Below are 21,322 nucleotides of genomic sequence, written 5' to 3' on the forward strand. Positions count from 1 at the left end.
CATTTGTATTTTAGATGACAAACTCTTAAAAGCTTAATATTATTTAGATTTTCTTGAATTGATATTTATTCAATAAATCAAAGACGCAAAAACGACTATGCGTCTTTGCGTCTCTGCGTGAGATTATTTTCTATCTCAATATCAAACCATCTCTGATGATGCCTGCACCATCTGCTGCGGCTGCGGCTGGAACATGAACAACGAGTAAACCACATCTCGGCGAATGTTAACCATCATATCCAAGAAGAGTTCGTAACCCTCGCTCTTGTATTCAATTAGCGGGTCTTTTTGCCCATAACCACGCAATCCTACCGATTCGCGCAAGGCATCCATTTGTTGCAGGTGTTCCCGCCATAATGTATCAATGCGTTGCAAGATAAAGAAGCGTTCCGCTTGGCGCATCAGTCCGGGTTGAACTTGGTCAATCTGCGCTTCTTTGAGGTCGTAAGCAATTCGTACCTGTTCGTGGAGGAAGGCTTTAATCTCGCTGACTGTGATATCTTCTAATTGACTCGCTTGTAAATCCGCTAGCAAATAGACAAATTCTTTGACTTTCTCAACCAACTTTTCTAACTCCCACTCTTCCGAGGGCAAGTCTATGTTGATGTAGTAGTCAACGATGTCATCCATCGTTTTTTCAGCGTATTTAATCACCTGTTCTTTCAAATCTTGACCTTCTAACACCCGGCGGCGTTCGGCATAAATAGCACGACGTTGATTATTCATCACCTCGTCATACTCAAATACCTGCTTCCGAATGTCGTAGTAATAGGTTTCAACTTTTTTCTGTGCGCCTTCCAAACTGCGGGTAAGCATCCCAGATTCGATAGGCATATCTTCTTCCACTTGGAAGGCATTCATTAACCCAGCAACGCGATCGCCACCAAAAATCCGCAGTAGGTTATCCTCTAAACTGAGGAAGAATCTCGTGGTTCCAGGGTCGCCTTGTCTTCCTGCACGTCCCCGCAACTGGTTATCAATCCGCCGTGATTCGTGGCGTTCTGTACCAATTACGTGCAAACCGCCGATTCCCACTACTTCATCATGTTCGCGGGTAGTAAATTGTTCATATTCCTGCTTAACCCGATTGTAAGCTTCCCGCAATTTCAAAATCACAGGGTCATCGATGGGAGCTTTTTCTGCGGCTACAGCTACCTTGTCTTCTGCTTCCAGTTCCGGTAAACTACGTTCGCCATACTCACGCACGGCAATTTCTACTGCATCTTTGAGTAGTTTTTCAGTTTCTTTTGTCAACTGAGTCGGGAAAATTTCTGGCGAAGCCCGCCAAGTTTTGACTTTCTTACCAGGTACAAAGCCTTGACCACCGCCATGTCCTGTAGGCAATCCGGCTGCTCTTTGTACGCCAAAGCTATCTTCATCTTCTGGCATGACGATCCGGGGCATAAAGTATTCCCGCAACTTCAGACGTGCCATATATTCGGAGTTACCACCCAGGATGATGTCTGTACCTCTACCAGCCATGTTAGTAGCAATGGTAACAGCACCTTTGCGTCCAGCTTGGGCGACGATTTCCGCCTCACGCTCGACGTTTTCCGGACGGGCATTAAGTAATTCGTGAGGAATCGCCAATTCCTTCAGCAGCCTACTCAGAAGTTCAGATTTTTCTACACTAGTGGTTCCTACTAATACAGGTCTGCCAAGTTCGTGCATTTCGGCACATTCTCTAGCGATCGCTCCCCACTTACCTGATTCTGTCTTAAACACCATATCAGACAAGTCTTCCCGTCTGCGATCGCGGTTGGTGGGAATTACCGCAACTTCGAGTTTATAAATTTTTTCAAATTCTGGTTCTTCGGTTTTTGCCGTTCCTGTCATTCCACCTAGTTTTGGATACAGCAAGAACATATTTTGGTAAGTAATTGTCGCTAGAGTTTGAGTTTCTGGCTGAATCTCTACGTGTTCTTTCGCTTCAATCGCTTGGTGTAATCCATCACTCCAACGCCGACCGGCTAGCACCCGACCGGTAAATTCATCCACAATTACTACTTCACCATTGCGGACGATGTAATTTACATCTTTAAGGAAAAGTTCTTTAGCTTTAATTGCATTGAAAACAAAGTGCGCCCAAGGATCTTCTGGGTCAAATAAATCTGTGACTCCCAAAAGATTTTCCGATTCCGCAAACCCTTCATCTGTCAATAGAACGTTACGAGCTTTTTCATCTACATCGTAATGTTCGTCTTTTTTGAGTGTGAATGCTATTTCAGCGGCTTGTAGATACTTTTCTGTAGGTCTTTCTACCTGCCCAGAAATAATTAGTGGTGTCCGCGCCTCATCAACTAAAATCGAGTCCACCTCGTCAATTACGCAATAATTAAACGGGCGCTGTACCACATCTGCCATTGATGTCGCCATGTTATCCCGCAGATAGTCGAAGCCGACCTCGCTGTTGGTAACATAAGTGATATCGCAGTCGTAGTTTTTCTGGCGTTCACTAGGAGTCATGCTTGACTGAATTAGCCCCACACTCAGCCCCAAGAACCGATGCACCTGTCCCATCCATTCAGCGTCCCGACGAGCCAGGTAATCGTTCACGGTGATGACGTGTACACCTTTACCAGTGAGAGCATTTAAATAACTCGGCAAGGTGGCGACCAGAGTTTTACCCTCACCTGTTTTCATTTCGGCAATTTGCCCCACGTGCAAAATGATACCGCCAAGGAGTTGGACATCAAAGTGCCGCAAGCCTAAGACTCGCCGTCCTGCTTCCCGGACAACGGCGTAAGCTTCTGGCAATATGTCATCTAAGGTTTCACCTTTAGCGAGCCGTTGTTTAAATTCGACGGTTTTACCTTTTAACTCATCATCGGAAAGAACCTTAATTTCTTCCTCTAAAAGGTTAATTTCAGTAACAGAAGGTTGGTATTTTTTAAGCTTACGAGCGTTGGGGTCGCCCAACAGAAGTTTTAGCATGGCAGATTATAGAACTGAATCAAGGGGGATGGGGATTAAAGGGTCGGCATTGATTATAAACATTTAACCCAGCCCAACCGTCTTGGTCGTGGATGGGTGTGAAATGAGAATTAACTCAAAAACAGGAGAAAAATTAGCCAATCATCTTAGTAAACTGATTGGTTTTAACTCTTATCTTATATTTAGTCTTTCTTCATAGTATCATTTTGCCCTCAGATGGGGCCAGAGAGGGAGTGGGGGAATAGGGCTAGGAGTTAGGAGTGAGGAATTTTTCAACTCCTAACTCTTCACTCTTCACTGCCATTCTGCGGTCAAGCGGCGAAAATTGTAATCACTAGCACTGGGATGACAGCTGACACAGCTGCCAATCTGGACAGGACGTGGTAGTTGAACTCCTGGATGCAAAGCTTTGAAATAACGTGAGTTGTTGAGGCGATAGGGTGTTTCTTCGTCATCTAGCTGCACACGGGAAAAAGTCGAAAGATATTTCCACACTAAGATACGCGGCGGATCGACTAAAGGCTTGAGTTGTGCGCCGTAGTGCTGCGAGTCTTGTAGGAGATTTTTCCAAGTTTGGGTGGGTAAAACTGCTGGTGGTATACCGATGTGGCATGTGGCGCAGTTTTCCAAATACAGTTCTTGCCCTAGTTGGTATTGTGCAGGTACTACGTCAACAGTGCCAATTTCAGCGGTGGGAGTAACACTTTGGGCGTTAGTCGCCAAAGCTAGAAGCCAGCCCATAGCTAAACTCCACATTACAATTACCAAAAGTAAACCGAAAAATTGGCGTTTGAATTCACGTTCGGCGCTTTGCTGTAGTGCTTGGCGGTCGCTATCAGGCTCGTGCTTTTCGCGATCGCGGGATTTGCGCTTAACAAAAATTGACATTCCTCACATTCCCAGATATTTAGAAGTGGCGCTTCTGCTAATCATAAGACTTACGCAGTATTATCAGTGTTTCAGATTTTGCGTAAGTAGTTTTGGCAAGCAACACATCTTTCATATCCACCATATCCACAACAGTACACCACTGACTATGGAAGGAAAAATGTCCTAACAGTTTTAATCTTCCCTACTATAAAAATCAGCCATAATATCTCGGATTTCATTTACATTAATATCTTCCCTGTCAGATTTTGAATAAATCGTTAGTAGTAAAATACTTGTAGGTGACTCAACTTGATAAATCAATCGATATCCAGCACTCTTACCTTTTTGGATATTACTGTTACGAACTCTCACCTTATAAACAATATACTCCTCACCAATGCCCGCAATGTGAGCGCCGACAAAACTCCCCTGTTGTAATTGCTCAATAATCGGTTGAACATCAGAGCGAATATTGCGAAATCTTTTTGATAGCCTGTAAAGTTCCTGCTCAAACTCATCAGAAAATCGAATTAAAACCGTATTATCACTCTGCATCAATCCTGTCCCATAGCTCGCTAATTGGTCTGGTTTGACCAGCTTTTGCTTGCTGCAAGGCTCTCCTCAAGCTAGCTTTAATTTCCTCAACGGGTGTATCGTCAGGGTCAACCTCTTCTGCTTCTGCTTGTTCTGGAACCAACACAATTACCCGAACCTGATGAGGATAAGTGTTTCCCTGAATCGGCTCATCTAGAACTAGGTTTCCTTGAGAATCAATCCTGCCGGTAACTTCGATCGCTTTCATTTATTGTCTACCTAATTTTGTAGGATATCCTAACATGCTCAAATTCCAGCAGGATCGGGAAACTTAAGTTCAGTCAAGTCTGACCATGATGAGGTATTTACTAAAATGGTGGTGCGAGGAAATTTCCCTGATAGTTTGGATGAATTGATACGCAATGTGCAAACTGACGCAGAAAAAACCGGAGTAAAAGCGTAAAAAAATATTTTCCTCAGCAAGAAATGCAGTTACCACCACCTCGGATAGCGATTTTTGAGTTCATCGAACTCACGTTCTTAAGGAATAGAAACCGATCGCAATAATCGCTCAACAACAGTCCTTGCATTGCGTCCTCCTCTAGGAATAAGGCGATGGCAAAGAACGTGAGGGACGAGAAACTTCACATCATCAGGAATCGCATAATCACGCCCTAATAGAAAAGCTAACGCTTGGGCAGCTCGTTGTAATGCTAATGTGCCACGTGGACTGACGCCAAGGGCAATTTCCTCATCTTGGCGTGTTGCCCGCACTAATTCGAGGATATACTGCTGCAAGGAAGTTGCCACTTTTACTTGAGAGCAGAGGTAACGCAATTCTTGTACTTCTGCCAAGGTAATACAAGGCTGCAAATCAGCAACCTTCACACCATTTTGGAGATTTTGCAACATCTGGAGTTCTTCTGTCTCGGAAGGATAGCCCAAACTCAGCGACAACATAAACCGATCCATTTGCGCTTCCGGCAGGGGAAAAGTACCTTGATACTCAACAGGGTTTTGAGTGGCAATGACAAAGAAAGGTTGGGGAACTGGACGAGAGACACCATCAACTGTTACCTGATGTTCTTCCATAACTTCCAGTAATGCCGACTGAGTGCGGGGTGTAGCGCGATTGATTTCGTCAGCTAGCAATACGTTGGTAAAAACTGGCCCAGAAAGAAAAGTAAATTCGCCGCTTTTTGGGTTCCAGATGTTGGTGCCAGTAATATCTGTTGGCAGTAAATCGGGAGTGCATTGTAGCCGTTGAAACTTGCCATCCAGTGAACGAGCTAGAGATTTAGCGAGGAGGGTTTTACCAACACCAGGGACATCTTCTAGGAGAGCATGACCACCACCTAATAAGGCGACTAGCACTAAGCGTATCGCCTCAGCTTTGCCAACGATGGTAAGAGCTAGATTTTGTGTTAAAGCGTCGATTTTTTCTCTCATGCGTTGTAGGGAATGGGGAGTGGGGAGTGGGGAGTGGGGAGTGGGGACTGGGTAGCAGATACTAAGTGCTGAGGACTAGGGAAGAATTTTCCAATTACCCATGCCCCATGCCCCATGCCCTATTCCCTATCTATTGTTCCCACTAAGCACCCAAAACTTCTCTAGCAACAACACAGTCAAGTTGAATTTGTGTTTTCAGGGCTTCTAAAGAAGGAAATTTTTGTTCAGGGCGCAAAAATTTAACTAGCTGCACAGCCAGTTTTTTGCCATACAAATCACCAGACCAATCTAATAAATGTACTTCCACAGATGAATAAGTACCGTTTACAGTTGGGCGATTACCGATATTCATTACACCCAAGCCCTCACTATGAGCAACATCTGATGTTTCAGTGAGAGTGAAAACGCGGACAGCATAGACTCCTTGGCGGGGCAAAAACTTTTCTTTTGGTAGTTGGAGGTTAGCGGTGGGAAAGCCAATTGTTCTGCCTAATTGTTGACCTTGAACGACATCACCAAAGAGGGTGTAAGGGCGTCCTAGTAGTAGATTTGCGTTTTCGATGTCTCCCTGCTCAAGGGTTTGGCGGATCAATGAAGTGCTAATGCGGGCATCTTGAGTCGGAGTAGTACTAACACAACTACTTTGGGTGGGGGAGTCACCTGTATAAGTTTGTAAAGGAACGATCGCCACAGGGATATTGTACTTGGCGGCGATTAATTGCAAATCTTTGGCAGTACCACTACGCTTTTCACCAAAACAAAAATCTTCCCCGATACTAATTTGCTGGCATTGCAGTTGTTGCACAAGAATTTTTTCGACGAAATCTTCGGGAGTTAAAGCAGACAACTCTTTGTCAAAGGGTAGTAACACTAGTTGTTCTACACCAAGCGATCGCAATTGTTGGACTTTTTCATCCAGTGGTGTTAACAAAGTCCGGGGTTGCCCTGTAAAGAACTCCTGTGGATGGGGGTCAAAGGTGACAACTGTTGAGTAGATATATTCTTGATTTGGCAGTTGATTTTCCTTTGACTGCGGACTACTGGCTACTGACAAGTGACTACCAGCGTGCAAGACTGGCTGAATTACCCTTTGATGACCAAGATGAACACCATCAAACTTGCCAAGGGCAACAGCAGTCGGCGTTAGTAGCCCTTCACTTGAAGAAGCAACCCACACAGAACACCCATTTTGAGACAAATTTAGCACGTGGATTCTGAGATTTTAGGTTTATTTTAGCTATCAGCAGGAAGCTACCTTATAGTAAACCGCCTTGAGGAGTACAGGTTTTCTAGTAGCAACTTGTAATTTGTCATTTGTCATTTGTTCTCTCTTACAAAATTTCTACTCTTAAGCAAGCTAGCAAGAGCGTCTCTAAGAGTTGCCAGACGCTCTCTACAAGACGATGTGCGTAGCTAGCTTGCTTTTCCCCAGGGGTGCGGACTCGACGAATCGCTACTCTATCGCCGGAAGTCGGCGCACCCTGCGGGATCTTGCTACAGATTTTGCGCTTTGTCCAATGACTAATGACTAATGACCAATGACCAATGACTGCTGAAAGCTTCTGATCACCAATCTAATCTAAAATCTCCAATTCCTCCGATCGCAATCTCTAGGTAGAAAACTTACTAACAGGAAAAGATTCTGATAAGGCAACTGAGGTGGGAATCTGAAGTACCATTCCTTCTCGTGCCATAATAGCGCCAGGAAATTTTTCAGCGGCTTGTTTGCCTACACGATCCAAAAAGTCATCATTGTGGGCGGGGTCGTGGTGGTAAATCACCAAAGTTTTGACGTTAGCAGCTTGTGCCACTTTCACCGCTTCTTGCCAGGTAGAATGTCCCCAGCCAATTTTCAGTGATGTTGGGCAATGATATTCCTCGTCTGTGTAGGTAGAATCGTAAATTAAGATGTCGGCATTACGAGCTAGCCACAGCACATTGTCATCGAGTCGGTCGGGAAAATGTTCGGTATCGGTGATATAAGCAGCAGCACCACCACGCCAATTGACGCGGTATCCTACGGCTTCACCTGGATGGTTTAAAGGTGCTGTTTCTACGGTAACGTCATCAATGTGGATTGGTTGCCCCGGTCGAATGTCGTAGAAGTTTAAATTGGCTTGCATAATCTGCAAGGGTACGGGAAAGTTCGGGTGTAACATTTGATCGTTGAGGCGCTGTTCTATGGTAGAACCATCAGGTGCGATCGCACCGTAGATATGAAAGTCATTACCCTTCACAAACCCTGGGGTAAAGAAGGGAAAACCCTGCATGTGATCCCAGTGAGAGTGGGTAAAAAATATGTGAGCTTCTAACGGCATTTGGCGCAACAAAGATTGCCCCAAAACATGTAGTCCCGTGCCAGCATCGAAAATTAAGCGTTTATCGCCCGCTTGCATTGATATGCAAGGGGTATTACCGCCGTAACGAACGGTGTGTGGCCCTGGACTGGGGATGCTGCCGCGAACGCCCCAAAATTGTACGGTAAATTGGTTCTCTATCCTAGACATGTGTATTGCTTGCTGGACTGAGCGGGCGATATTTGGAAAAATTGTTACTTATTTTGTCTAAGTTTATGCTGTCTCGCCAATTTTATTAGGGGGAGGATTTCTTGGTAAAACAGCATACCCTGTTTCTGGCTGATTGTGTAAATGTTGATGAAATACTGTCAGTTAAAATTTTCCAGAATTTCGGGTGATGTGTATCAGTTATTTCAAGAGTGCCCCTACGTTATAGCCTACATTTTTCTCTAATGTATTTAAATAACCTCAGTTTTGTCCTGATAAATCAAATTATTCACGGAATATTGAATTCCCACTCAGACAATTTATCTAGTCCAGTTGCGTAAGTCAGATTGTATTGTAACGGGGTAATACTGATGTAGTTTTTACGTACAACCTGCACGTCTGTAGGTACATTTTCAGGCAGATTTAATCCGGTTGGGGGTTCCACATCCTCCATTACCTCTCCAGTTAGCCAGTAGTACGTTTTTCCACGAGGATCAACTCGTTTATCAAATACATCAATGTAACGCCGTATTCCTTGACGGGTAAGAGTAACGCCGGCAATTTCTTCCCACTTCACAGCCGGAATATTGACGTTGAGCAACATTAAATCTGGCAGCGGTTTTTGGGCTAACTGGTCTACGAGAATTTTGGCAAACTTAGCAGCAGGTTGAAAGTCTTTAGATGTGTGGCTCATAAGACTTAGCGCTATGCTGGGAATGCCTTCAATTAAACCTTCCATTGCCGCAGACACAGTGCCGGAATACAGAATTTCAGTTCCCAAATTTGCACCTTGATTAATGCCAGAGAGAACCAAATCGGGGGGAGTCGAGAGCAAAGCCCACAGCGCTAATTTGACGCAATCTGAAGGCGTACCATCGCAAGCCCAAGCTTTGATAGCAGGATGAAAAATCCCTTCAACAATTTCGGCGCGAATGGGTTGGTGTAAAGTTAACCCGTGTCCAGTTGCCGATCGCTCTCGATCTGGGCAAACTACACTGACATCATGACCTGCCTCTGCCAAGTAATTGGCTAGGGTACGAATCCCCAAAGCAGAAATGCCATCATCGTTACTAATTAGTAATTTCATAGTTATTGGTCATTAGTCATTAGTCATTGGTCATTCGTTATTAGTTATTAGTTATTTGTTATTAGCCATTTGTCAATGTCTGAGGTCACAAGGGGCAAAAAAATATTTATACTCACTAAGTACACTGTGGCGAAAGTTTGCCTACCTTTAACAAGTTGTTCAATCCCCTTGTCTATCATCAAGTCTTTGTTAATTGAGATGTTAGCTGGATTTACGCGCCCGCTCTACTACCCCAATTGTCTCTAAAGGTTTGGTTTTGACCCTCGCCTTTGGCTGATGTTAATGGTGTAGCTGTAGGTTTATTTATCGACCAGTTCACAGCTTTTGACTATAGACTAATGACAAATGACCAATGACTAATAACTAATGACTAGCAATTTAGAAGCTCAACTTTTAGCACTGCGGCAGGAAGGAGAAAAAGCGATCGCAGCCGCCGACACCCTAGAACGTCTAGAGGAACTCAGAGTTAACTATCTGGGTAAAAAAGGCGAGTTGGGGGCACTGTTGCGAAGTATGGGGCAAATGAGTGCAGAGGAACGACCAAAAATTGGAGCGATCGCTAATACAGTCAAAGAATCCCTGCAAACTAGTCTAGACCAGCAACGCGTTACCCTGGAATCCGCGCAAATTCAACTACAGCTAGAGGCGGAAACCCTAGATGTAACTATGCCGGGAATTTACAGCCCCCAAGGCCGCATTCATCCCCTCAATGGCATTATCGATCGGGCACTGGATATCTTTGTTGGTATGGGTTACACCGTAGCTCAAGGGCCAGAGATGGAAACAGATTATTATAATTTTGAGGCTCTCAACACCCCGCCTGACCACCCCGCCCGTGATATGCAGGATACCTTCTACCTGCCAGATGGGAATCTTCTCCGTACTCATACCTCGTCAGTACAAATTCGTTACATGGAAAGAGAAGAACCACCGATTAGGGTTGTGGCTCCAGGGCGAGTTTATCGGCGAGATAATGTAGATGCGACTCACTCGGCTGTTTTCCATCAAATAGAACTTTTAGCCATTGACGAAGGACTAACTTTTACAGACCTCAAAGGCACAATTAAGGTATTTTTACAAGCAATATTTGGCGATTTGCCAATTCGCTTCCGCGCCAGTTATTTCCCCTTTACCGAACCTTCCGCTGAAGTGGATTTGCAGTGGAATGGTCGCTGGCTGGAGGTGATGGGCTGCGGTATGGTCGATCCAAATGTACTTAAGTCTGTGGGTTATGATCCAGAAGTTTATACAGGCTTTGCTGCCGGTTTTGGTGTAGAACGCTTTGCAATGGTGTTACACCAAATCGATGATATTCGTCGCTTGTATGCTAGCGATTTGCGGTTTTTGCAACAATTTTAAGTAATTGATGGCAAAGATAGAATGGGCTAATTGCATAAGTCACTAATTATCCTAAGACTATAAACTTAGGATTACACCGAGAAGCCTGCTTGTTTTTGCAGGCTTTTGAAGCTTTTTATTGTTTAGTTCTGACAGTTTAGTTTTGTTTATCGCAGCTTGATGATGATCAAAAGTTAACTGTCTCAGCCTGAAAGACAGAAATGAAAAACTGGCTAAACTGGCAAAAATTTCCATATTCTCAACAAAATTGGAGTAAAAACATGGGACTTCAGGAAGAAATCGACAAAATGAGACAAGAGATTAGAGCCGATCACTATTCCATGTCTATTGGGGAATGGATCAGCCTATATGAAAATGCAGAAATTGATATACATCCAGAGTATCAAAGGTTTTTTCGTTGGGATAAGAGTCAAAAGACAAGCTTGATAGAATCAATTTTACTAGGTATACCTATTCCACCAATTTTTGTTTCTCAACGTGAGGATGGAGTATGGGATGTTGTAGATGGTCTTCAAAGATTATCAACGATATATGAGTTTATTGGAAAACTAAAGGATGAAGATAAAAATCCTCTAGACCCATTGGTTCTTGACAAAACTAAATATTTGCCAAATCTGGAAGGTAAAAAGTGGGAAGATCCATACGATATACCAAATTCTCTAACGCAAGTTCAGAGATTGTTAATCAAAAGAGCAAAGATTGATGCAACTATTCTTCTAAAAGAAAGTGATGAAATTGCAAAATATGAGTTATTTCAGAGATTAAATAATGGGGGATCAATAGCGACTCCGCAAGAGATTAGAAGTTGCATTCTAGTAATGTTTAATAGAGAAATGTTCCATTGGGTTAAAAAGTTAAGTCAAAATGAAATGTTTAAAGAGTGTATAGCTTTAAGTGAGAGGCCTATTGAAGAACAATATGATATTGAGCTACTAATCAGGTTTTTAGTGTTCCGTACTCTTGAAGAAAGAGAAATGAAAAAAATAGGTAATGATTTAAGTGGCTTTTTAACGGATAAGATGGTAGAAATTGCTAAGAATAAAGAGTTTAATTATACTGAAGAAGAAGCTGCATTTAATAAAACATTTGAAATTTTATATGAACAAATGGGAAGTGATAGTTTTCGTAGATATGCGCCTAACAAAGATAAGTTTTTAGGAGGATTTTTAGTTTCTGCTTATGAGGTAATTGCTTTAGGAATTGGTTACAACTACGAACAGTTATCTCATTCACATATCAATATAAGCGAAAAAGTAAAACAAATTTGGACAAATCCTGAATACACAAATTCTTCAGGCTCAGGTACTACTGCACAGCGAAGAGTACCAAAACTAGTTCCCTTTGGTCGTCAAATGTTTCAGCCATGAAAATACGTACTGTAGAGCAGCTTAGTGATAAGCTGGCAGAAGAACTTGCATGGCGAAAAATAGAACTTTCAGCATTGAAAGCCCTAATTGATTTAAAGTCATTCTCGCCAGGAAAAAAAAATGCGTTACTTCGTAGTGGAATCACTATGCTTTATGCTCATTGGGAAGGATTTATCAAAGTAGCAGCCAATACTTATTTAGAATTTGTTGCTATGCAGGGTCTTCCTTATAATAAACTTTCCAACAATTTTATAGCATTGGCAATGAAAGATAAGTTAGAACAAGCAAATCAAACAAATAAAGCAACTATATACAATGAAGTCGCAGAATTTTTTATAACAAAACTGACAGAGCGAAGTGTCATCAAATACGAAAATAGAATTGCTACATCTAATTTATCATCATCAGTTTTTAAAGAAATAGTATGTATGCTAGGTCTAGATTACAGTTTATATGAATCAAAAGAAGTACTAATAGATGAAAAATTACTAAAGAAAAGAAATATGATTGCTCACGGAAATTACCTTGATATAGATGAAGAACAGTATGATGAATTACACGGAGAAGTAGTAGCAATAATCGATAATTTCCGTAATCAGATAGATAATTGTGCGTCTACAAAACAATATTATTGCCCAAGTACATTTATCTCATCGCTTTAAAATAAAAATAAGTGCCAATTAAATTTAGGCGAACATTGCATTTGATTTTGTAGATGCTTCTCAGGTTTTTAAAAGTGCAACATTGACATTTGAAGATGATCACTACTGGCAAAATCCTTCCCCATTAAAAATATTAAGGTAGTCGGTAGATGACACTAACCACCATGCGTGAAACTTTATTTAACTATTCCTGAATGACCTGGAATATCTGCCAAAGGTTCAAATCTTCCACCTAAATATTTGGCGAGAAACTCTTCTGCGATCACTTCTACTATCCTCCCAGATTTACACCGCACAGCGATTACTCCAAGCCGGAGAAAGCAATATACCCAGCAAGGCAAAAGTAAAAAGTTAAAATTCACTCATCAAAAAAGGTTTATAAGCTGTTACGCAGCTAGATTGTATAATATTAGATTAAGTAATTAATTTAGTATCAGCCATCTATGCCAGCAAAAAATCATCTTTCCCAAGAGCAGAAGGAAAGGCTACTAAAAACGCTAAAAGAGCATGAAAATCCCTACGTAAGAGAAAAGATTCTGATTTTATTATTAATGAATGATGGAAAAACTTATCAAGAGATTAGTAAGTTTTTAGATATTGCATATCCAACAGTAGCATATTGGGCAGTTCACGGCGATCCAGATAACCTAGAAAGTTTTTTAGATGGAAGAAGAGAAGGGAACTTCCGCAAAGTTACCAAAGAATATGAGGATTTATTATTAGAAATAATTGAAAAAGAGCCACTAGAGTATGGGTATGAATTTGGTCGTTGGACAGCAGCAAGACTAGCTACATACCTCGAAAAGATAACAGGAATTAAGTTAAGTGGTTCACAAGTTGGGAGAATATTAGAGCGAAAAAAAGTACGTTTACCTTTGGGCAAAATACAGCCTAGAGGACAAACAGAATCCTGAAATGCGTAAGGCATTTAAAGAAAAATTGTCAGAATACTTAAGAATAACAAAGGAAGCCCCCAGAGCGTTTACAGGTATGGTTTTGGGATGAGAGTGGATTTAGTTTAAGAGTGATAAGAAGAAAAAAACTGGGGTAAGAAAGGTACAAGGAAACAAATCACAGGTCAAAGAAGAAGAGGAAGAGTAAATATTATGGGAGGGTTACGTTATCACGACAAGAAGAGAATGAATTTTGTGATTAAAAAAGGAAATGCCGATGTATTTTATGAGCAGCTTCAATCTTTGAATAATTTTCTATTGCAAGAATGGATAGAGCAAGGAAATAGAATTGAGACTTTCAATAAATGTTCTGCGAAAATAGTGATTATCTTAGATAATGCCAGCTTCCATAAAAGAAAAGATATTTTAGTTCGTATCAAGGCAGAAATGCCAAATATTATCCTGGAATTTCTACCACCTTATAGTCCAGATTATAATTTGATTGAATTGGTTTGGCATTCAGCAAAAGAATATATAGCTCATAGATTGTTCGAGTCAGTATCACAGCTAGAAGAGTTGTTAAATAAATTGTTAAATGAAGGAGGTCTTATTATTAAATGGGAACGCAAAATTAAAAATAAAGGTAATGCTGTTTATTAAATTTAGCTGCGTAACAGCTTAACTGCTTTTGTATCGCTATCTTCAGCTAAATAATATGTGTGAAGCCAATCCAATCGCTCCTCCTGCTAGCACCAACCAGGCTGAATTAATTTTAAATCTGAATACAGCGATCGCACTCAAAATTGCCATGATAATTGTTAACCAATCTACCAGTGCGGCTTGTCCTAATGTATAGGTGACTCCTGCCATTAATCCTAGAGAAGCTGCATTTACACCATCCAAAAACCCACTTGCCCAAGAAGATTGACGCAACTTAGGAACCCAAGGATTAACCAGCAAGACCAGCATAAAAGCTGGCAAGAAAATGCCGATTGTACCAGCGATCGCCCCAGCATTTCCTGCTAGCAAATATCCAATAAATGTTGCGGTGGTGAAAACAGGCCCCGGTGTAAACTGACCGATCGCTACGGCATCTAAAAGCTGTTGTGATGTGAGCCACTGATTGCGCTCGACTAAATCACGTTGCAGAAATGCCAGCAATACATAGCCACTACCATATAGAACACATCCAATTTTGAGAAAAAAGACAAAGACGTTAATCCAACTGACTGATGTAACTGTTGCTGTTGTAGTACCAACCTGCGCCAGAATACCTGACATAGGTAACAGGAATGCTCCGCTTGTATGTCCTCTGGCTTGCCAATTCTTGAGTAGCATGACAGCAATACCTAGCAAAATCAGTACCAAAATTTCATTCAAGCCAGCTAGATACCCTATGATTGCTGCCACCCCGGCAATGATCGTAGGCATGTCTTTGGCTGCCTTTTTCCCCAAATTCCACACAGCCTGAATCACGATCGCAATAATTACAGGTTTAATTCCATAGAGCAGCCATTCTACCTGGGGAACTGTTTGATAACGAGCATAAATGGCGGCTAATGCCCAAACAATCAACATCGCAGGTAGAATAAAGCAGCTACCCGCAACTACTAAACCACGCCATCCGGCTCGTTCGTAGCCAATGTGAATGGCTAATTCCGTCGAGTTGGGGCCTGGAATCAAATTCGTAATTCCCAGTAAATCTAGCAGTTTCTCCCGGCTCATCCACTGACGGCGATTCACCACTTCATTATCCATCATGGCGATGTGAGCAGCAGGGCCACCAAAAGCGATCGCCCCCAATCGCAAAAACACCGCCGCCAGTTCTGTTAATCGCTGCTTCTGTTGTTTGGGAGTCAAAACTTTATAGGAAACCACTTCTTGCTCTTTCTGGATATCCTCAGCTTCTTGCGTCACTATAGTTTTCCTGATTAATTATGATGACAAAATTAGGATATCGAATTTCGATAACGAAAATCTATATACTTAGAAATTAATTTGTGATACTATGCCATTGGCTCAAAAACACGGTAATACAATCGAGATTACGGAGTATATATGAGTAATGTCAAGAAAGTGAGCGATGAGTTTTCGGCAGGTGGACAGCCAACCCCAGAGACATTAAAACAGCTTGCTGATGAAGGGTATAAGTCTGTGGTTAATCTGCGATCGCTTGATGAAACTGGAGCGTTAGTAGACGAACAGCAACAAGCAAAAGCCGTAGGTCTGGAATATGTTAATGTTCCACTCAAGACAAATTCAGCCAACGACAACTTGACTGCAACAGTTCTCTCAGAACTACAGGGATTGCCGACTCCTGTATATTTTCATTGTGGTGCCGGTGGACGAGCCAGTGCCTTAGCGCTTATTGCCTTTGCAACTCAACAAAAGCTGAACCGTGAACAGGTTTTAGCAAGAGCAAAAGAACTTGATATCAACCCAGATCAACCTTATCTCCAGAAGTTTTTAGAAAACCTCTCCTGAAGAGTGCTGAGTTAGAAGTTAGCAGTTAGCAGTTAAAAGTTTTCCCCTACTCCCTCATTTCTCTCATCTCCCCCTACTCCCTACTCCCTACTCCCTACTCCCTACTCAGCACTCAGCACTCATCATGACTCCTCGAACAATTCGCCAAATAATTCCCGTACCTTTTCTTTAGCATCCTCTAAAGTCATTTTTCCTAAATCGGTAGCTCGGTAGAGTCGTCGGCTTTGCCGTCCCGATCTCTGCTCAACGGAATATAGGTATCCCTTGCGCTCCATATCATGCAACATTGGATAGAGTGTTCCGGCACTGAGTTTATAGCCGTGACGTGCCAGTTCTTCAATAATGCCTAGCCCAAAAATTGGCTCCTGAATTGCATGATGCAGAATGTGAAGCCGAATTAAGCTTGAGTAGAACTCTCGTCCATCCATTAGGCAAGGCTTTTGCGACACTTAGAATTTCATTTTCGCTTATATCGCGCTGGGCATTGTGGGATTTTTTTATTCCACTTTCAAAGCAGCCTCATAAGTATTAGTAAACTTATGACGACAGGACTCGATTCTTCTGTCTAAGCAGATGTGGAAGCGTGAGAAATCTAAGTTTCTCAAATATTTGCCGCTAAAAAGTGGTCAGTGAATTACACTAACCACCATGCGTGAAACTTTATTTAACTATTCCTGAATGACCAGGGATATCTGCTAAAGGTTCAAATCTGCCGCCTAAATATTTGGCTAGAAACTCTTCTGCGATCGCAAAGAAGTGCAACCGATTTTCTGGTCTGGCAAAACCATGTCCTTCATCTGTGTAAAGTGCATATTGCACTGGTAAACCAGCTTGCTGCATTGCATTAACAATTTGATCGCTTTCTGATTGTTTCACTCGCGGATCATTTGCACCTTGACCGATAAGCAAAGGTTTTTGAATCCGGTCAGCAAAGAATAAAGGCGATCGCGATTTCAAAAACTCCTCTTCTGTCTCCAAGTTACCGACACGATGGTAAAGCATTGCCTTCAGCGGTTCCCAATAAGGCGGTATAGTTCCTATCAGCGTAATTAGGTTACTCGGCCCGACAATATCCACACCAGCAGCAAAAACTTCTGGTGTAAAAGTTAACCCCACTAGGGTGGCATAACCGCCATAAGAACCGCCCATAATCGCAATCTTTTGCGGGTCAGAAATACCTTGTTCCACTAGCCAGTTAACAGCATCAATCAAATCGTCGTGCATTTTAGCAGCCCATTCCCGATTTCCAGCATTCAAAAATGCTTTGCCGTAGCCAGTGGAACCGCGAAAGTTTACTTGCAGAACAGCGTAACCACGGTTAGCTAGCCATTGCGCTGTGGGAGAGAAACCCCAAACATCCCGCGCCCAAGGGCCACCATGAACCAGCAGTACTGTTGGTAGATTCTGCGTAGGTATTCCCACAGGGGTTGTTAGGTAACTGTGGATAGTCAAACCATCCCGCGCTTCGTAGGAAATCGGTTCCATTGAAGCTAACTGCAACGCTTCGAGTTTGGGTTGGTTGCTAAAAAGGAAAGTGCTAGTTTTGGACTCCCTGTTATATGCATAGTAATAAACTGGCCCATTGTCAGTTCTATAAGCCACTAACCAGGTTTTATCTTCCAAGTCGCGGCTAATTATAGAGAATTCTCCAGGACGCACCTTAGCGATTTTCTCAAAATCAGCAGCGATACTTTGGTCAATTACCTGCCATTCCTGCTTGTCTTTGTAAAAAGAAACTGCTTGGATAACTCGCGTTAATGGCTGAATGATTATTCCCACGACATCATACTGTTCATCTTCAGCAATGACAGTTTCTTGACGGGTGTCTAGGTCAATAGCTAGCAGACGTTTAGCGTTAGCATCGTGATTCCCTTGAATGTAAAGGGTTTTGTCATCATCTGAGAAGCTAACAGAATTCCCTTCCTCTTCTGGCCCCCAGTGGCGGAGAGTTTCCCACTGTTTATCTAGTTTCTGCAATAACAAATCGTAACCACCATCGGGTGTGCTAGCTGTTGCTGCGCGTATTTGAAACTCGGCATCAGATGTCCAACTGATAATGTTACCGGGGTTATCGGTGTCGAACTCAACCGCACCATTTTTTAGATTGATGCGATAAACGTCAAACTTTTGGGGATTGTTCAAGTTCAACGCTACCAGCGCTTGATTTGGAAATTTAGGTTCCAGTTCCACGAGTTCGGCTTTTACACCTTGGAATGGCGTTAAGTCACGCACAATCTTGGAGTGAATATTAACCAAGTGGAGATGAAAGTTCTCGTCGCCATCCGAGTCTTGCATATAAATTAACTGGTCGGCGTTATAAGTCCAGAAGAAAATGCGGATACCCCGCTTTTTATCGACAGTTAGTATCTGGTCGTCTTCTTGTCCTATAGTTCGCAACCATACCTGCAAGACATTTTTCTCATCAGGGGCAATATATGCCAAGTACTTGCCATCAGGCGAGAGTTGTGGGCTAGTTTTTTCGGGATTCCCAAACAGAATTTCGCGCGGAATCAGCGGTGCTAGGGAGGGCGCTTGAGCAGATGACATATTTTCATCCTCTACTTGACTACCCTATTGTCACTTGGTGGTGAAAATGACAATTCATCCTATTGGATGAACCTAGTACAGTACGGCGTAAATAAACCAAATTATTGTGAGAAACTAAGAAAGTAGAGTCAAAGCAGTTTAGGCTGAAAACAAGGAAACCAGGTGTGGTACGATTAGCTTCAAAATGGGTTAAGGGCTAATAGTACAAAATTGTGGGTTTTCAAGACGCGATAAATCGCCGTCTCTACAAGTGTTTTGGTGTTTTGGTCTTATCTGAACTGTATTGACATATACCAGCTATCGCCGTCCCCCCAAGGCATCGGGGGGACTACAGGGGGGTATTATGATGTGCATCTTCATAGAGAATTGGTATAAGCAAATTATCACTTGCGATTTTCGCGCCGCCACTTACAGCGTACTAGGCGAATTTCATCAAAAGTGTAGCTTTCGCCTAGTTGTTCTTTGATGGGAGTGAGGGAAATATCACCGAGTACTTCTAAAACTTGCCAAATTTTTTGTTGATGTTCTAAAGGTACTAATTGATTTAAATCAACTGGCTGATTTTTCTCAATTAATTTTTCTAAATGATTGCTAACTGTTGCCGGACTAAGGTTCCGCTTTTTGGCAATTTGAGCAATATTTAAACCTTGTTGATGCAATTGTAATGTCTGTAATTCGGTGTAAGAAGAAGATGAGTTGGGAGAGGATACGGAAGTAACAGATTTATTTTGCAAACCTTTTTCTTGGCGGTAGGCGCGAATTTCTGTAATAAACTTTTCGCCATATTGAGCGAGTTTATGACTACCAACACCAGAAAGTTTGGCAAATTCAGTTAAGTTTTGGGGTTGCACCTGTACCATCAATTTTAAAGTGGAATCGTGAAAGATAACGTAAGGTGGCACAGATTGCTCATCAGCTAATTGTTTACGTAGCGATCGCAACTTCTGTAATAATATTTCTGCGACTTCTGCTTTTTCACTCCCCTGTTCCCAGGTAATTTTTTGGACTGTGGTTACAGCTAGCGAAACTGTACGCTGTTTTCGCATTACTTCCCAACTTAAGGCATTTAGTTTTAAAACTGAGTAACCATCGCTAGTTTGTTCTATTAACCCCTGATGTAAAAGCGATCGCCCCAACATTCGCCATTCATCTACAGTTCTATCTTTACCAATACCATAAGTAGAAAGTTTATCGTGTTCGTACTGGAGAATTTTGTCTTTTTTTGCCCCTCGCAACACATCGATTATGTGTAGCATCCCAAATCTTTCTTTGCAACGCGCCACACAAGATAAAAACTTCATAGCTTCAATTGTCCAATCTTGCACGGGTTTGGGATGACGACAATTGTCACAGTTACCGCAATTTCCAGGAAACCTTTCGCCAAAATAACCCAGTTGAATCGTTCGCCGACAATCAGTGCCTTCAGCGTAATCGATCATTTGCCGCAGTTGTTGTTTGGCAATCAACTGTTCTTGAGGATCGGTTTTTTGATCGATACTCCATTCAATTGTTTTAACATCACCAAAGCTGAAAAATATTGTACACCGAGATGGTTCTCCGTCTCTACCTGCTCTACCCGATTCTTGATAATAACTTTCTATATTTCTGGGCAGATCAAAGTGAACTACCAACCGGACATCGGGTTTATTAATTCCCATTCCAAAGGCGATTGTTGCCACCATCACTCGGACATCATCTCGAATAAATCGCGTTTGATTACTACTACGTTCTTCATCACTTAATCCGGCGTGATAAGGCAGAGCAATAACTTTATCATTTTGTAGTTTAAAAGTGAGTTCATCAACTTTTTTACGAGTTAAAGAATAAATAATTGTCGAACCTTCAGTTTCTCGAATTAGTTCTAATAATTCAGCATAAGCATATTTAGTTTTAGGACGAACTTCGTAATAAAGATTTTCACGGTTAAAACTGGCAAGATGAATGCTAGGTTGCTTTAGTCCTAGTTGTTGAATGATATCACTACGGACGCGATCGGTTGCTGTGGCGGTGAGGGCGACGGTAGGAACATCAGGATAGCGTTTCCGCAGAGATTTCAACTGGCGATATTCTGGACGAAAATCGTGTCCCCATTCCGAAACGCAGTGCGCTTCATCAATAGCGAAGCTAGAAATACCGATTTTTTCTTTAACTAAATCGAGAAATGGGAGAAACCTTTCACTGAGGAGACGTTCAGGGGCGACGTAGAGTAATTTTACTTTACCGCTGAGGATGGCTTCTTCCCGCGATCGCACCTTGTAAGCATTCAAACTACTATTGAGAAATGTCGCGTTAATATTATTATTTCGTAGTGCTTCTACTTGGTCTTGCATCAAAGCAATTAACGGCGACACCACCACTGTTAGTCCATTTTTCAACAACGCTGGTAGCTGAAAACACAGAGATTTCCCCCCACCAGTCGGCATCACAACCATTAAATCTCGATTTTGCAGCGCATCTTCGATAATTTGCCGTTGTCCGGGCCGGAATTGGTCATAACCGAAGTGATATTTTAGCGCTTGTTCGAGATGTGGATACTGAAGCATAGCGATCGCTTTTTCGGTGGCTGTCTGCGTGAGTAATTATTGAAGATATCAGGATTTTAACTCACATCATCGGTAGCTTTAGGAAGAAC

16 protein-coding genes and 1 pseudogene are annotated in these 21,322 nt (G+C 42.2%); 5 read left to right on the plus strand and 12 right to left on the minus strand.

Features of this window, described 5'->3' with window-relative positions; translation table 11 throughout:
* Window positions 1-141: 141 nt before the first annotated feature.
* The 8 genes from secA to surE all read right to left on the minus strand — a co-directional run bounded on the left by secA (window position 142) and on the right by surE (window position 9,378).
* Window positions 142-2,934 carry a preprotein translocase subunit SecA gene (gene secA / locus HUN01_RS20435; RefSeq protein WP_181927730.1) on the minus strand — a complete coding sequence of 931 codons (2,793 nt, stop codon included), beginning with the start codon at window positions 2,932-2,934 and terminating at the stop codon, window positions 142-144.
* A 294-nt stretch (window positions 2,935-3,228) separates the two neighbouring features.
* Window positions 3,229-3,822 (minus strand): cytochrome C, encoded by a 594-nt coding sequence (locus tag HUN01_RS20440; RefSeq protein ID WP_181927731.1) that lies wholly within the window; start codon window positions 3,820-3,822, stop codon window positions 3,229-3,231.
* 174 nt (window positions 3,823-3,996) lie between these two features.
* Window positions 3,997-4,359, minus strand: coding sequence for a type II toxin-antitoxin system RelE/ParE family toxin (locus tag HUN01_RS20445; RefSeq protein WP_181927732.1), 363 nt, complete (start codon window positions 4,357-4,359; stop codon window positions 3,997-3,999).
* On the minus strand, window positions 4,349-4,606 hold the full coding sequence (locus tag HUN01_RS20450; RefSeq protein WP_181927733.1) for a type II toxin-antitoxin system RelN family antitoxin: 258 nt from the start codon (window positions 4,604-4,606) through the stop codon (window positions 4,349-4,351). Before HUN01_RS20450 ends, HUN01_RS20445 begins: the two co-directional genes overlap by 11 nt.
* A 272-nt stretch (window positions 4,607-4,878) precedes the next feature.
* Window positions 4,879-5,787, minus strand: coding sequence for an AAA family ATPase (locus tag HUN01_RS20455; protein WP_181927734.1), 909 nt, complete (start codon window positions 5,785-5,787; stop codon window positions 4,879-4,881).
* Between the two features lie 142 nt (window positions 5,788-5,929).
* Window positions 5,930-6,994: a bifunctional riboflavin kinase/FAD synthetase gene (locus tag HUN01_RS20460; protein ID WP_181927735.1), complete on the minus strand. Its 1,065-nt coding sequence runs from the start codon at window positions 6,992-6,994 to the stop codon at window positions 5,930-5,932.
* A gap of 403 nt (window positions 6,995-7,397) precedes the next feature.
* On the minus strand, window positions 7,398-8,294 hold the full coding sequence (locus HUN01_RS20465) for an MBL fold metallo-hydrolase (protein WP_181927736.1): 897 nt from the start codon (window positions 8,292-8,294) through the stop codon (window positions 7,398-7,400).
* Between the two features lie 286 nt (window positions 8,295-8,580).
* Window positions 8,581-9,378: a 5'/3'-nucleotidase SurE gene (surE, locus tag HUN01_RS20470; protein ID WP_181927737.1), complete on the minus strand. Its 798-nt coding sequence runs from the start codon at window positions 9,376-9,378 to the stop codon at window positions 8,581-8,583.
* A 366-nt stretch (window positions 9,379-9,744) separates the two neighbouring features.
* Between surE and pheS the strand changes: the two genes are divergently transcribed.
* From pheS to HUN01_RS20490, 4 genes and pseudogenes are all read left to right on the plus strand, one after another.
* A complete protein-coding gene (gene pheS, locus HUN01_RS20475) occupies window positions 9,745-10,737 on the plus strand; it encodes a phenylalanine--tRNA ligase subunit alpha (protein ID WP_181927738.1) in 993 nt (330 codons plus the stop codon).
* Between the two features lie 200 nt (window positions 10,738-10,937).
* A complete protein-coding gene (locus HUN01_RS20480; RefSeq protein ID WP_238845507.1) occupies window positions 10,938-12,104 on the plus strand; it encodes a DUF262 domain-containing protein in 1,167 nt (388 codons plus the stop codon).
* Window positions 12,101-12,766, plus strand: coding sequence for an MAE_28990/MAE_18760 family HEPN-like nuclease (locus HUN01_RS20485; RefSeq protein ID WP_181927739.1), 666 nt, complete (start codon window positions 12,101-12,103; stop codon window positions 12,764-12,766). The genes HUN01_RS20480 and HUN01_RS20485 overlap by 4 nt, the downstream gene beginning before the upstream one ends.
* Before the next feature lie 443 nt (window positions 12,767-13,209).
* Window positions 13,210-14,319 (plus strand): annotated as a pseudogene (locus HUN01_RS20490) (IS630 family transposase).
* A 42-nt stretch (window positions 14,320-14,361) separates the two neighbouring features.
* Here the strand turns inward: HUN01_RS20490 and HUN01_RS20495 are convergent.
* Complete coding sequence (locus tag HUN01_RS20495) at window positions 14,362-15,576, minus strand: chromate transporter (RefSeq protein ID WP_181927740.1); 1,215 nt, start codon at window positions 15,574-15,576, stop codon at window positions 14,362-14,364.
* A 141-nt stretch (window positions 15,577-15,717) separates the two neighbouring features.
* On the opposite strand from HUN01_RS20495, the gene HUN01_RS20500 reads away from it, so the two are divergent.
* Window positions 15,718-16,143, plus strand: a complete 426-nt coding sequence (locus HUN01_RS20500) for a protein tyrosine phosphatase family protein (RefSeq protein WP_181927741.1) — start codon at window positions 15,718-15,720, stop codon at window positions 16,141-16,143.
* 122 nt (window positions 16,144-16,265) lie between these two features.
* On the opposite strand, the gene HUN01_RS20505 is transcribed toward HUN01_RS20500, so the two are convergent.
* The 3 genes from HUN01_RS20505 to recQ form a co-directional block, all read right to left on the minus strand.
* A complete protein-coding gene (locus HUN01_RS20505) occupies window positions 16,266-16,592 on the minus strand; it encodes a PadR family transcriptional regulator (RefSeq protein ID WP_238845510.1) in 327 nt (108 codons plus the stop codon).
* A 211-nt stretch (window positions 16,593-16,803) separates the two neighbouring features.
* Window positions 16,804-18,690 (minus strand): S9 family peptidase, encoded by a 1,887-nt coding sequence (locus HUN01_RS20510; RefSeq protein WP_181927742.1) that lies wholly within the window; start codon window positions 18,688-18,690, stop codon window positions 16,804-16,806.
* Between the two features lie 383 nt (window positions 18,691-19,073).
* Complete coding sequence (gene recQ, locus HUN01_RS20515; RefSeq protein WP_181927743.1) at window positions 19,074-21,233, minus strand: DNA helicase RecQ; 2,160 nt, start codon at window positions 21,231-21,233, stop codon at window positions 19,074-19,076.
* Window positions 21,234-21,322: the final 89 nt, after the last annotated feature.

Source organism: Nostoc edaphicum CCNP1411 (assembly GCF_014023275.1).
Taxonomy (GTDB): Bacteria; Cyanobacteriota; Cyanobacteriia; order Cyanobacteriales; family Nostocaceae; genus Nostoc; species Nostoc edaphicum_A.